General features: G+C 46.6%; 9 protein-coding genes and 1 pseudogene. 7 read left to right on the top strand and 3 right to left on the bottom strand.

The features are described 5' to 3' along the window. The first annotated feature begins 8 nt into the window (after positions 1 to 8). The 5 genes from mrcB to C9I43_RS13230 all read left to right on the top strand — a co-directional run bounded on the left by mrcB (position 9) and on the right by C9I43_RS13230 (position 4,527). Entirely contained in the window at positions 9 to 2,315 is a 2,307-nt protein-coding gene (gene mrcB, locus C9I43_RS13250; RefSeq protein WP_107884168.1) for a penicillin-binding protein 1B, read from the top strand. Positions 2,316 to 2,484: 169 nt separating this feature from the next. Beyond that, positions 2,485 to 2,763 (top strand): peptidylprolyl isomerase, encoded by a 279-nt coding sequence (locus C9I43_RS13245; RefSeq protein ID WP_076497981.1) that lies wholly within the window; start codon positions 2,485 to 2,487, stop codon positions 2,761 to 2,763. A gap of 76 nt (positions 2,764 to 2,839) precedes the next feature. Further along, positions 2,840 to 3,235, top strand: a complete 396-nt coding sequence (locus tag C9I43_RS13240) for a DUF2391 family protein (RefSeq protein ID WP_076497980.1) — start codon at positions 2,840 to 2,842, stop codon at positions 3,233 to 3,235. A 150-nt stretch (positions 3,236 to 3,385) separates the two neighbouring features. After that, positions 3,386 to 3,616 carry a hypothetical protein gene (locus C9I43_RS13235; RefSeq protein WP_107883738.1) on the top strand — a complete coding sequence of 77 codons (231 nt, stop codon included), beginning with the start codon at positions 3,386 to 3,388 and terminating at the stop codon, positions 3,614 to 3,616. A 209-nt stretch (positions 3,617 to 3,825) separates the two neighbouring features. After that, positions 3,826 to 4,527, top strand: a complete 702-nt coding sequence (locus C9I43_RS13230) for a DUF3581 domain-containing protein (protein ID WP_076497976.1) — start codon at positions 3,826 to 3,828, stop codon at positions 4,525 to 4,527. Between the two features lie 104 nt (positions 4,528 to 4,631). Here the strand turns inward: C9I43_RS13230 and C9I43_RS13225 are convergent, their stop codons facing one another. Genes C9I43_RS13225 through dsrO form a run of 3 tightly spaced genes read right to left on the bottom strand, consistent with a single transcriptional unit; the run spans position 4,632 to position 9,663 of the window. Continuing rightward, complete coding sequence (locus C9I43_RS13225) at positions 4,632 to 7,739, bottom strand: tetrathionate reductase subunit A (protein ID WP_107883737.1); 3,108 nt, start codon at positions 7,737 to 7,739, stop codon at positions 4,632 to 4,634. Positions 7,740 to 7,790: 51 nt separating this feature from the next. Further along, entirely contained in the window at positions 7,791 to 8,873 is a 1,083-nt protein-coding gene (nrfD, locus tag C9I43_RS13220; RefSeq protein ID WP_107883736.1) for an NrfD/PsrC family molybdoenzyme membrane anchor subunit, read from the bottom strand. Continuing rightward, positions 8,863 to 9,663, bottom strand: a complete 801-nt coding sequence (dsrO, locus tag C9I43_RS13215; RefSeq protein ID WP_107883735.1) for a sulfate reduction electron transfer complex DsrMKJOP subunit DsrO — start codon at positions 9,661 to 9,663, stop codon at positions 8,863 to 8,865. Before dsrO ends, nrfD begins: the two co-directional genes overlap by 11 nt. Before the next feature lie 485 nt (positions 9,664 to 10,148). Between dsrO and C9I43_RS19240 the strand changes: the two are divergent. Then, a pseudogene (locus tag C9I43_RS19240) lies at positions 10,149 to 12,127 on the top strand (sensor histidine kinase). Beyond that, positions 12,127 to 12,738, top strand: coding sequence for a response regulator transcription factor (locus tag C9I43_RS13200; RefSeq protein WP_076497969.1), 612 nt, complete (start codon positions 12,127 to 12,129; stop codon positions 12,736 to 12,738). Before C9I43_RS19240 ends, C9I43_RS13200 begins: the two are co-directional and overlap by 1 nt. The last annotated feature ends 143 nt before the right edge of the window (positions 12,739 to 12,881 follow it).

The raw sequence follows: 12,881 nt of genomic DNA, 5'->3' as shown, positions 1-12,881 counted from the left end.
AAGTAGATATGACAACTAAGACAACAAAAAAAACACCCGCATCTCGCAGGTCTAAAAATAGCCGTGGTGTGTTTCGACGAATTTGGTCAATTGCTTGGAAACTCGGTTTGGCGGGATTGGCCGTGGTCACTTTATATAGCATTTATCTTGACCAAATTATTGCGCAAAAATTTGAAGGGCAAAAATGGCACCTGCCGGCGCAGGTATTTAGTCGTTCTATGGCACTCTATCCTGGCGCTGCCGTTAGCCATCCGCAAATTATGGCCGAGCTTAAGTTGCTCGGTTATCGCAAGGTGGCTAATCCACGCCAAATAGGTGAGTTTTCGGCCTCAAGCACGCGTATCGAATTATGGCGTCGACCTTTTTTGCACCCTGAAGGCGACCAAGTCGAACAAAGAGTTATGATAAGTTTTGACAGTAATGGCGTCAGCTCGGTGAGCCGGATGTCAGACAAGCGTCAACTTGCCGTGTTCCATCTTGAACCAGTATTGCTCGATCGTATTATTACTGGCGATGGTGAAGACAGACTTTTTGTACCGACCGAAGAAATGCCTCCGTCGATTGTGCAGGCATTGCTGCTGGTGGAAGATCGCAGTTTTTACGAACATCATGGGGTGAATCCTTTCGCGATTGCGCGCGCGGCTTTTGTGAACATTAGCGCCGGTCGCACTGTGCAAGGTGGCTCGACGTTAACCCAGCAGTTAGCGAAAAACTTTTTCCTATCGAGTGAGCGTTCGTTGCTGCGTAAAGTGCGCGAAGCCTTGATGGCAGTGATTATCGATTTTCGTTACAGCAAGGACGAAATCCTTGAAGCCTATCTTAACGAAGTGTATATGGGGCAGGATAAATCCCGCGCCGTGCATGGGGTCGGTTTAGCATCACGCTTCTATTTTGGTCGCCCCATCACGGAGTTGACGATTTCTCAACAGGCTTTTTTAGTCGCTACGATTAAGGGGCCATCTTATTACAACCCTTGGAAATACCCCGAGCGCATTCAAGAGCGCCGCGATCTTGTATTGCGTTTACTCATGGATGCGGGTCATTTAAATACGGCCGAATACAAGGCGGCCGTGGAGTCGCCATTAGGTATTCGTAATTTCAATAAACCTGCACATCAAAAATTACCTTCATTCTTTGCCCTCGTAAAACAAGAAGTTAATGAGCGTTATGGCGATGCACTGTTGAAACAATCTGGGGTGAAAATCTATACCACGCTTGATCCTATGGCTCAAGAAGCCGCGGAAATTGCGGTCACTCGAACGCTTAAAAGCTTAGATAAAAGCAACAAGTCATTACAGATAGGCATGGTTGTCACTGATAAATATACCGGCGGCATTGCGGCAATGGTCGGTGATAAGACCCCAGGATTTGACGGTTTTAACCGCGCGGTAGAAATTCGTCGCCCTATCGGTTCGTTAATTAAGCCCTTTGTGTATGCCACAGCGCTAGCACCTAATAGCCAATTTACGTTAGCAACACCGCTAAAAGATCAACCTATTACCTTAAAAAGTGAGCAAGGTAAAACTTGGTCGCCACAAAACTTTGATAAAAAGTTTACAGGCCAAGTACCACTGTTAACCGCGCTGAAAAAGTCGATGAACGTACCTACAGTTAACCTCGGCATTGCAGTTGGCGTTGACGCAGTAGCAACCACTTTGGCTAAATCTGGCTGGCATGAACCACTAAATCAGTACCCTTCAATGTTGCTGGGGGCGGTCAATGGTTCGCCATTAATGGTGGCGCAGGTGTATCAAACCTTAGCCGATAGTGGTGTTTATCGTAAGTTAACCACAGTGACGGCGGTACTCGATTCTGAAAAGAATCCACTGCCTGTAACGCGACTACCTAAAGAGCAAGCCATATCGCCTGAAACGGACTTTTTAATTCAGTATGCTATGCAACAAGTGGTCAATACTGGAACTGCGACGCGCTTGGGTAATGCATTCCCCGGCGTTGGACTAGCGGGTAAAACCGGTACCAGTAACGATAGCCGCGACTCTTGGTTTGCCGGTTTTGATGAGCGTAACGTGGCGGCCATTTGGGTGGGGCGTGACGATAACGGTAAAACCAGCTTATATGGTAGTAGTGGCGCCATGGCCGTATATCTTGCCTTCTTAAAGGAACGACCTCCGATAAGCCTGCGTTCGATTCAGGTTAATGGGGTGGTTAGGGGCTTTTTTGACCGAGATACTGGTGTCGCTAAAGAATCTACCTGCAGCAATGTTGATGCACTGCCCGCATTAACCGCGACCTATCGTCCAATAAACAACTGTGGCGAGCCGTTGCAGTGGTGGCAAAAAATTCTTGGTCGATAGTTGATATTTGAGTTAATCATTGAGTTGAGCGTCGCTCAATAATGCCCTGTATTGGGCATATACTGTTTAAGTTAAAACCGTCGTTGCAGAGTATCAATGGCGTTGTTGTGTTTATGCGATAACGCCAATTTAACCTTGTATCGTTGGTGAATTCCAAGTGAGAAATGACATGTATAAAACCGCTGCCGCCGTGCATATTTTAGTGAAACACAAAGAGCAAGCTGAGGATATTATTAAGCAGCTGAATAACGGTGCTAACTTTGCGATGCTCGCTAAACGTTTTTCCTCTTGCCCATCGGCTAAAAAAGGCGGTGATTTAGGCGAGTTTAAAAAAGGCCAAATGGTGCCCCAGTTCGATAAGGTTGCTTTCAGCGGTGAGTTATTAGTGCCGCATATTGTGAAAACAAAGTTTGGTTTTCATGTGGTTAAAGTGCTTTATCGGACTTAATGCCGCCGAGTGAGGTTGGCATACATGGGGATATTTTTGACTTATTAAAGGAAGGCAACATTAAGGAGCGATGCGCATGATCTTTAGTTTTAATAGCGAAGATGCCAGCCAAGTCTGTGTTGGCGCCTTTGCACTTGCGGTGCCCGTCGCGTTTTCTGAGGAAGCGTGGCAGCTCGGTGAAACCTTACCCGTGTTTAATCTTGCTATGTTGTTTAGCTTATCCTTACTATTTTTGGGTGTTTTTACCTACCACAGTGTGTTTCAGCAAAATATTCGTACCCGAGTTCCAGTATTTATTTTTCGTATTGTAGTGGCGTATTTACTCACAGCTTGTGTGGTGTTCTTGGTGCTGCTTTGTCTTGATAAAGTGCCATTTTTTGAGGATCCGCTGACCTCAATTAAACGAATTATCGTGATCTCTATGCCCGCATCCATGGGGGCGATTGTGGTGGATAGCTTCGATAAGGAATGATGCGGGTTAGCTAAATTTGGCTTCTGGTGAATTGCGGTTATCTTGCGCATACTTATTGGCATAGTTTGATGTTGGCTTTATTTAAAGCCAACATCAAATCGAGATTTTAAGCTCGATATTTTAGCCAAATAAAAATGAAAGGAAATCATCATGAACACTAGCACCCTCGCTTTGCTTATCCCAATATTCGCCATTGTGGGTGGATATGTGGTCGCGATTATGAAAATACGCAATAAATCAGTTGGTTTGAACCGTGAACAAGAAGCTGAAAATCAAGCGCTGCGGGCTGAGTTAGCCAGTTTGCGTCAGCGTATTGAAGTGCTCGAGCAGTTAGTTACAGACGATGATTATCAGTTAAAGCGTGAATTTAAAAGAGTTTAATGTGTTATTTAATTTCTATTGACGCTCATTACTTATTCATTAATGTTATGACTCCGGCGTTTTGTTTGGCTTTACAAATGTGAATATGCTGTTACTTTGTACGTCTTCCTTGGGGCTAAGTCATCGGGTGAGTTAAATGCCTAATGTAAGGTAAACTCTTGATAATTTTGTTATCCATCCTTATTTGAGTCATTTAAAATAGAGTTTATATGTTTCTAGCGCCGTATTTTTTAAAGCAAAATCAAACTATTTCCGTTTCCGCACAACAAGCCAGTGACTTCGCCAAAAAAATTGCGCAGGACTTCAATCCTATACACGACGTGGGTGCTAAGCGTTTTTGTGTGCCAGGTGATTTGTTGTTTGCCTTAGTATTAACCCAGTATGGTTTAAGCCAGCAGATGAAATTTAGCTTTGCAGGCATGGTGGGTGATGGCACTGAATTACAGTTTCCGGCGCAGGTGAATGACAGTTTCTCGATTTGTGATAGCCGTGAAAAAGTCTACCTTAATGTCAGCCGTCAAGGTGATGTCAGCCGTTGTGACGCGCAAACAGAATCCTTTATTCGTCAGTATGTGGCGTTCTCTGGGCATAACTTTATTGATATTTTGATCCCTTTGATGAAGCAGCATCAAGTGATGATAAACCCAGAACGACCCTTAGTTATTTACGAAAGTATGTCGTTTGATTTGACCACTTTAGATTTTATTGAAGTGACACTCTCGCTTGTTGGACAAGATTTAAAAATCAACGGTAAACGCGGTGACGTCACGCTGCATTTTGAACTGCATAGTGGTGATATTGTCGTTGGAACTGGGATTAAAACGTTAGTGATGAGTGGATTACGTCCCTATGAAGAGGCATCGGTGCAGCAAATGCGCGCCACCTATGAAGGCCGTAAAACGGATTTCTAATTGTTGATATTGTTACTCAAATACAACACATAAAAAAACGAGCTGCCATTGGTAGCTCGTTTTTTATGCGCTAAATACGCTTTACAACATCACATGCGCCGAGATTAGGCTATTTTTTCAATCTTAGCCGGCAGGCCTTGTCTGGCCGATGCGCCGCTCGCCCAATCCACTAGCGGATAACGCCCATTACGGCTTGGATCAAACAAGTTTAAGTCGTTCATATTAATCCCCACACGGATCAACGGATTGGCAGAGATGCTAATATCGTCAATTACAGTGTCACGCGCGCCGAGTTCTTTATGACCATAGCCATGCTCGATAGCGATACAGTCAGCTTGCACGCCAGCAACACATTCCACTAGGGCAATCACGCTGCCATTAGGCGTGCTGATTTTAACGGTATCACCGGTGCTAATCCCAAAACGTGCTGCGGTTTTCTCATTAAGCCGCACTGGGTTATTGGGGTGAACTTGGCGCAAGCGGTCTGAACCAATACTCATCGAACTCATAGTGTGGGACTTATAGCTGCTGATAAGTAATGGCCATTGTGATTTATCAAACGCTTTGTCGAGTGGCGTACCATCGGCCAAGGCGGGTTGGTATAAGCGTGGGCAACCACTCATAAACTCCCCTGTTAAACTATTGCGACGACTGCCCACCTCTGGGTTCCACAGCATCATAGGTTTAGGCCACACTTTGCTAGGATTACCCACTTCATCTCGGGCATTACGCATATTTTCAAAGCGACCACCACGGGCAAATAAATAGCTGACTTTTTTGACCTCTTCAGGTTTTAACCTAGTGCTTAGCTCCGCTTGAATCCGGCTAACGCCGCTAAGATACATATCTTCGGCATTGATATCGGCGACCGCTGTGCCTAAATAAGCCACGTTCGCTGCGCCATAAAGTGAATAGTCGGCAGCGCGAGTTAACGGATGCAAACTGCCATCGGCGGCGGTTATGGCATCTTCTCCAAAGCCGGGTAGGGCTAATTTGATTGCCACTTGGCTGAGGAAAGATTCCATACACACCACATCACCTGTGGCCGTTTTAGCGACGCGAGGCTCGACAATTGGCCAGCGGCCAGTAACCACTTTGGTCATAGTGCCTTGCCATGCTGAGGTCCAGCCCCACGACTCATAGGTTAAGGTGTCGGGTACAATGTAATCTGACAGCGCCGAGGTTTCGTTAATGAAACTGTCGATACTGATAAACAGCGGCAACACTTTAGGATCTTTTAATTGCTCGCCTATGGCTTCACCTAAACCTGCTTGGCCATAAACAGGGTTACCCATGTGGTTAATCCATGCTTTGAGCGTATAAGGATAACCGTGTACTGCCGCAGTTAAATGCTCGCCCAATAATGGCGATGAAATAGGATACCAAGGTTCCTTAGAGGGATAGGGCGACTCGCCAGCTTCGACCTTACGGCGGTATTCTGAGGTTTTCTCATAGGGGAATTTAGAGCGTGATAAAAATACTCCCTTAGGTTCGAGCATGCCGTCAAACTCTTGCAGATTGTATCGTGGTCCTTTACCAAAGGCAGGGAAAGAACCGCCAGAGGCTAACGCGCCGCCTTTTAAGTTTATGTTACCTATCATGGCATTAAGCATCATGATCGCCCATGCACTGTAAAAACCATTGGCGCTCATGGTGCCGCCATGTGAAATCACCGCGGCTTTAGTGCCGTGGCTGGTAAATTTATCGGCAAGGTCGATAATTTTCGCTTCGCTGATATCACATTCCTTGGCATATTCCGCCATGCTAAAGCTAAGGGCGGCGTCGCTTAATAGCTGGAAGCTAGATTTAACGGCAATTATGCCTTTGGGCGTTTCAGCGCTGTGAATAACCGCGAGCTTGGCTTTTTGGCTCATGCTTGCCAGTGTGACTGCTCCGCTTGCCTCGTCGATAACTAAAGGCGAATCTTGTTCACCATAGGCTTTGCCCTCAAAGGGTAAGCCCAGATCGCTGGCATATAAATACTGACCAAATCTTGGTAGCGTTGGGTCGCTGACGATAAGATAACTCGCATTACTAAAACCGCGATATCCGGCCGCTTTAGCCGCTTCGACATTCGGCGCGGTGAGGAAATTGACCGCATAGCGTTGCTGCTCAATTATCCAACGTAACATGCCCATCGCTAATGCTGAGTCGGTTGCTGGCCTAATAGGTAGCCAAGTATTGTTGCCTGCACAGGGTTGATTAGATGTGTTGGGCAACATGGGTGACACCACTACATAACTGAAGTTGGTGTTATTGACCCGAGCATTGGCTAACTGTCTGGCTTGGCGCTTAAATGGGTTACCCGATTGCTGGGGTGAGGTGCCGATAAACAGTAAAAACTCGCTGTTATCCCAGTCTGGTTTTAAGTGAGCATATTTTTTTAAATCATCGAGTAATGCACCCGCACCCGCACGGTAAGTAAAGCCGCAATAGGCGCCGTGGTTCGCAAAGTTACGCGTACCAAAGCTATTAAAGGTAAAGCGCTTGATCAGTGCATCGCGACCTTCATCAGAGGCATTTGATACTAATAGCTGGTTGGCTTTAGGGCCGTATTCTGGGTTATTGGCATCCAATGGCGTACTAACATCGCGGATTGCGCGCAGCCCTTCAACATGGCCTTCACCAAATAAGTCACCGCCTTCAACGGTTTCATTTAACAATTGCTCAAAGCTAATACTTTGCCATTGACCACTGCCACGCTTACCCACTCGTTTAAGGCATTGGGTAACACGATGTGGGCTATCCAATTGCTCCAACATGGCATTACCACGGGCACAGGCTGTTGAACGGCCCTGTAAACCTTGCTCTTGAAACGCGCTTAGACCAACAAATGCGGCTTTTATTGGCGTGTCAAAATCGATATGTTCTCTAGCCGATAATGGGTGGTAAGGGTTACCGCTAATACGGATAATTTTATCGGTTTTTTGATCGATACGTGCCCGTACACCGCATTTCGTCCAGCAGCCTAAACACATAGTATTGACGACACGCTGCTCATCATTACTGATAAGTTGACCGGTTTTTAAATCGACTTTGTATTCAGGTGTTAACGAATTGCCATGCAGGGGATCATGGGTCGGTTTACCCGAAGTACCATTAACAACGCCTTTGCCCATTTGCGTTAAAGTATGGCTATAACCTGCGGCAAAGAGCCCTACGCCACCCGTTACAGCAGCCCCTTTGATAAAACGACGTTTACTTTTGTCCATAGTGGACTCCTCAATTCTGTCTACGTTAATTCTGTAGGTTCAATGGGCTGCTCAACGTGAAAGCGTTGCCTTGGGTGTGTGGCGAATTAATTCAGATACGAGCGCGATTAATGCTAACCACAGGCCGAAGGTTCCGGCTATGCCTAATAGTCCTTCAGGTCCCCAAGGCAATTGGTAAAGGTAAGTACCTGCGCCATATTTAGGGTCGGTTTGCGCTTGAATTAGCACTATCCAGCGAAAGCCCCATGCCAGATGAATACTGGTTAAGCTCACAATCAACATCACGCTATTAGGGAGATGGCGCAGTGCCAGCATCAACGCGAGTAGCGCTAGTGTAATCAGTACCCAAATTGCCGCTAGTTGCCAGCTTGGGCTGGTTTCTAGTAAAAGCGCGGCTTCTGGCGCTGAGCCGTTATCAAATAAAGCCCAACCGATAAGGCACAGTGCAAATAGGCCGAAGCTTGCGCGGATCCACAGTAATAGGCTGTCTTGAGTCGCCTGCTGATAACCGTGCAATAGACGATTTAATACCGCTAAGGTGCCACAGGCTGCCAATAAGGCGCTGGTGGCCATTAACGGTGGCAGCCAGTAGGTGTGCCACAATGGACGAGCTTTGATAGCCATGGTTTCCATGCCGGTGTAAAGCGCGATGCTACAAGCACTTAAGGTGGTTAATATGGCGATGATTTTAATCAGCTTTTCACTTTCCCAGTCGCCAAATCGGAGCAAGCTCGCGATACGTTGTACCCAGTCTTGATTAGGCTGATTTGAACGGTTGGGGAGGTATTGACGCAGTAATAACCAGGCAAATACAGCACTGGTGCCTGAAAATACCGGCAGTAAAAATGCGCCGAACCACATCCAAGAATCAGGACGCACTTGGGCATAAAAGTGCCACGCGCGCAGCGGTTGATGTAAGTCAGCGAGTAATGCAATCGGCGCCACAATACCCGCGGTTAGCATTAAGCTGGCGCAGAGTTTCAGTAATCTGTCATCACGTTTGCCTCTGCTGAATAAATGGATGGTGGCAACCCATACGCTGGCATAGGCTAAACCCATCATAAAAAAGTATTGCACTGCCCAAGGCAGCCAAGTAATGGCGATATCTGGGGTAAAGATTTCTTTAATGACCATGGTGGATCTCCTCGCCAGTGTCAGTGAGTAAAGTGCGCACGGGGGCTTGGCCGCTAATGCGATCTTCAAAGGCACTGCTCATTCCAATATAAAAAACCCGAGGTGCTGTGTTTGCATCAGGTTTTAACACTTTAATGTCGCTGCTATTGGCTGCGAGTAACTGGCTAATCTGGCTGTTAGGATCGTTAAGATCGCCAATCACTCGTGCTTCGCCAACACAGGTTTCAACACAGGCGGGCAGTAATCCCACATCTAATCTATGGGCACAGAAAGTACATTTATCGGCGGTGTTAGTATCGTGGTTGATAAAGCGCGCATCGTAGGGACAGGCATGCACACAGTAGCCACAACCCACGCACCATTCATTATTTACAACAACGATACCGTCTTTACGCTGGAAGGTGGCGCCCGTTGGACATACAGGAATACAGGGTGGATTTTCACAGTGGTTACACAATCTTGGTAGCATTAAGAATGCTGGGCTGGACGCCTCATCTTGCAGTGACACTTCGTACTGTTGTACTGTGGTGCGAAATTGTCCTAGCGGTGGTTGGTTTTCAATAGTACAAGCTACCGTACAGGCTTGGCAGCCCACGCAGCGACGTAAATCAATCACCATGCCGTAACGTTTGCCGACTTGGCCTTCGCTCGCATTATAGGTTTGACTACTGCTACCAGCGTTACCGCTTTGTGGATTATCTTGCGCATATACTTGCACTACGGGGATCAATGCGGCGCCTACGCTCACACTGGCCATTTTGCCGAGAAACTGACGTTTACTCTTATCCATACCGATTTCCTTCACTCTTGCAGATCGCTAAAAACTGGCTCATAGACCTCAGATTTATAGGTTTATGGCGAGGTATGTAGAACATTCTGTTAAAGGGAAGGGACTATAACTATAGTGGTATTCCACATATCAATTGTGGACTTGATCTAGCGCAATAAAAATCCGTTAGAATGGCCATTAAGTGTGAACTCAAACCGTATTTTAAAGGATGTGATGGAGTGTATTTTAGATTGTATTGCAGCCCATTATCGGCCATAAAAAACCATATAATGCATCGTCTCCCAAGGTGGGATCTACTTGCCCAATACGGGTTTTATGCGTTTTGCTCGATAGCGGTTTTAGCCTTGCAGAGTGTCTTATTTACTGGCGATGCGGTGGCAAAACCACAAGATCACACTGAACCGTCGGTATCTGCCACCCCAACGCCACTTGTCGCAAAGGGTTCTGTAGTCGCCGAGCCTAGCGAACAGCCTAATAATGAGCTTATCGTTCAGTCTAATAATGAATCTTATGCAGTGGTAGATGTGGGCGTGTTGGCGATACGGGGCTATAAGGCGACAATTACGCGTTGGCAACCCCTAATGCGTTGGCTTGAAACACAAATTCCTAACAGTTACTTTAGGTTACACCCGTTATCCTTAGATGAATTGGCTAAGGGCGTTGAAACCCAAGAGCTGGATTTTGTCATCACCAACCCTGGACAATCGGTATTATTGGCGCGGCAATATTCTCTGTCTTGGCTGGCAACGCTGCGCAGTCCGCTTAATCATGGCGCGGCGATGCAAGTGGGCTCAGCACTGGTTGTACGGGCCGATTCTGCCTATCACACGTTAAGTGACTTAAAGGGGCGCAGGTTGGGTATTGTGTCGACCAGTGCCTTTGGCGGTTACTTAACCTTAGTGTATGAAGCTCAATTAAAAGGCATTGATTTACCGCGTTTTGTGGGCGATATCGTGCCATTAGGCTTTCCGTTAGATAACTTACTCTATCAGCTCGGTGGCCGCCGCTTTACTGCCCATGCATCGCCTAATATTGCCCCCAATGTTGAACAAGCAACTACTGATATTAGCCCTGATACTAGCCCTGATATTAGCCCCAGTATTAGCGCTAATCCCGATTCGACTCTTGATTCTGATCTTGATCTGAATACTCATCATGAAGTGTCACAAGCTGCTGCGTTAGATACTTTAGATACTTTAGATACGTTAGATGCCGTTGTGGTGCCAGTGTGTCAGCTTGAGCAAATGCAGCGCGAAGGCCTAATAGACATAGCGGATTATCGGGTGCTGGATAATCAGGCCCCGCGGGGTTTCATTGCCAAGTCTCGACCCGTTTGTATCCAAACTGGTCTATGGCGAAAACCAATCGTGCCTCGCAATCTTTAGCCAAAAGTGTCACGCAGGCGTTATTGGCACTCCCTGAAGATCATTTAGCCGCTAAGGCCGCCGATTCAGCTGGTTGGACGACAGCGGTAAGCCAATTGGCGATCGATCAGTTGCTTAAAGATCTCGACATGCACCCTTTACAAACACCTTGGTGGCACAATGCATGGCTGTGGGTAAAGTCTCATCAACAATGGGCTTGGTTTGTACTGGGTATTTTGGTGCTGCTCAATGTGTATCATTTTTGGTTGGAATACCGTTTTAGTCGTCGGGGTCGAGAGCTACTTAATACCCAGCGTCAACTCAGTGAAAACCGCATGTTATTGGAGCACGCCCAACGAATTGCGATTGTTGGCGAGCTAGGTGCCAGCCTCTCCCATGAGCTCAATCAACCTTTGGCGGCAATTGGCCATTATTGTCACGGCGCCGAAGTACGGTTACAGCGGGGCAGCACGCCAGAGGAACTGCAATCGGTGTTGACGCTTATTCAGCAGGAAGTCACGCGAGCCGACAGTATTATCAGCCGCTTACGTAATTTAATGAAGAAGCGACCTATCTCTAAAGTGCCGTGCTTTTTACATGAACTTATCCAAGACATTACGCCACTATTGGCCTACGAGTTTGAACGACACCAGATCAACATTGGCATCCATATCACGGGTACGCCCTATTTACAGCCCCTTGATGAAGTTGGCATGCAGCAGTTATTACTTAATTTATTAAAAAATGCTGTCGATGCCTGCGTGCAACAACGGGAGTTAATGCACAGTGAAGCTCAAGGCACTGGCCAAGATAGTGCGACTCACCAGCAACGCTATACACCCACAATCGATATTGAGCTTGATTACCAACAGAGCCAAATATTGCTTAGCATTACTGACAATGGCGTAGGGTTAAGCTCAGAGGCCAGTCAGTTAATGCAGGCATTTTACTCGACTAAATTAGAGGGATTAGGTTTAGGACTGGTCATTTGCCGCGATATTGTTGACAGCCATAGTGGCCATTTTAAGTTAGATAGCGCCGTTAATGGCGGTTGCCAAGTACAAGTATCTTTACCCCGTAAAGCCGATGGAGTGTTGTGATGAGCCTTGAATTACCCGTGTATTTAATTGATGACGATGATTCTGTGCGCCGTTCATTGCGTTTTATGCTCGAAAGTTACGGCCTTAATATTATAGATTTTGATAGCGCCGAAGCTTTTTTTTCCGCAGTAGACTTAACGCAGCCAGGCTGCGCGTTAGTCGATGTGCGCATGCCGGGCTTGAGTGGTTCCCAGCTGCACGCTGAACTTATCGCTAAAAATAGTCCCTTAGCGGTCATTTATCTTACTGGCCATGGCGATGTGCCAATGGCGGTTGAAGCCCTTAAATTAGGCGCGGTAGATTTTTTCCAAAAACCGGCCGATGGCGCTAAATTAGCCGAAGCGGTAGTTAAAGCACTCGAGCATGCCAAAACGCATTATCAAGACAATCAATATCTCGAAACTTATCAAGCGCTCACGCCAAGGGAGCGGGAGATACTCAAGTTGATAGCCCAAGGGCTTAAAAACCAAGAAATTGCCGATAACCTCTGCATTGCCATGCGCACGGTTGAAATTCACCGTGCTAATTTGATGAAAGGCATGCAAGTGGCATCGTTGGCAGAAATGATGTTGATCTACGGTCGTATCGCTGAGCGGTTACCGCTGGAATAAATTCGTTAAAATTTACCTTTTACTGCGCTAATTGCCGCTTTGTTAGCCGCGTATTTTTGCTAAGTTATCGTATCATTGGCATCGTTATACCCAAGCTACCTTAAAATACTGTTCAGATAGCTTGGGTATATATGTGAGCCAAG

Origin of the sequence: Shewanella morhuae (assembly GCF_003028295.1) — a bacterium.
Lineage (GTDB): Bacteria > Pseudomonadota > Gammaproteobacteria > Enterobacterales > Shewanellaceae > Shewanella > Shewanella morhuae.
The sequence above is the reverse complement of the archived record's forward strand: the minus strand, read 5'-3'. Positions and strand labels throughout refer to the sequence as shown.

Excerpts from the sequence above, each read along its gene's own strand:
- mrcB (WP_107884168.1), top strand. The coding sequence starts at position 9 with ATGACAACTAAGACAACAAAAAAAACACCCGCATCTCGCAGGTCTAAA.
- C9I43_RS13245 (WP_076497981.1), top strand. The coding sequence starts at position 2,485 with ATGTATAAAACCGCTGCCGCCGTGCATATTTTAGTGAAACACAAAGAG.
- C9I43_RS13240 (WP_076497980.1), top strand. The coding sequence starts at position 2,840 with ATGATCTTTAGTTTTAATAGCGAAGATGCCAGCCAAGTCTGTGTTGGC.
- C9I43_RS13235 (WP_107883738.1), top strand. The coding sequence starts at position 3,386 with ATGAACACTAGCACCCTCGCTTTGCTTATCCCAATATTCGCCATTGTG.
- C9I43_RS13230 (WP_076497976.1), top strand. The coding sequence starts at position 3,826 with ATGTTTCTAGCGCCGTATTTTTTAAAGCAAAATCAAACTATTTCCGTT.
- C9I43_RS13225 (WP_107883737.1), bottom strand. The coding sequence starts at position 7,739 with ATGGACAAAAGTAAACGTCGTTTTATCAAAGGGGCTGCTGTAACGGGT.
- nrfD (WP_107883736.1), bottom strand. The coding sequence starts at position 8,873 with ATGGTCATTAAAGAAATCTTTACCCCAGATATCGCCATTACTTGGCTG.
- dsrO (WP_107883735.1), bottom strand. The coding sequence starts at position 9,663 with ATGGATAAGAGTAAACGTCAGTTTCTCGGCAAAATGGCCAGTGTGAGC.
- C9I43_RS13200 (WP_076497969.1), top strand. The coding sequence starts at position 12,127 with ATGAGCCTTGAATTACCCGTGTATTTAATTGATGACGATGATTCTGTG.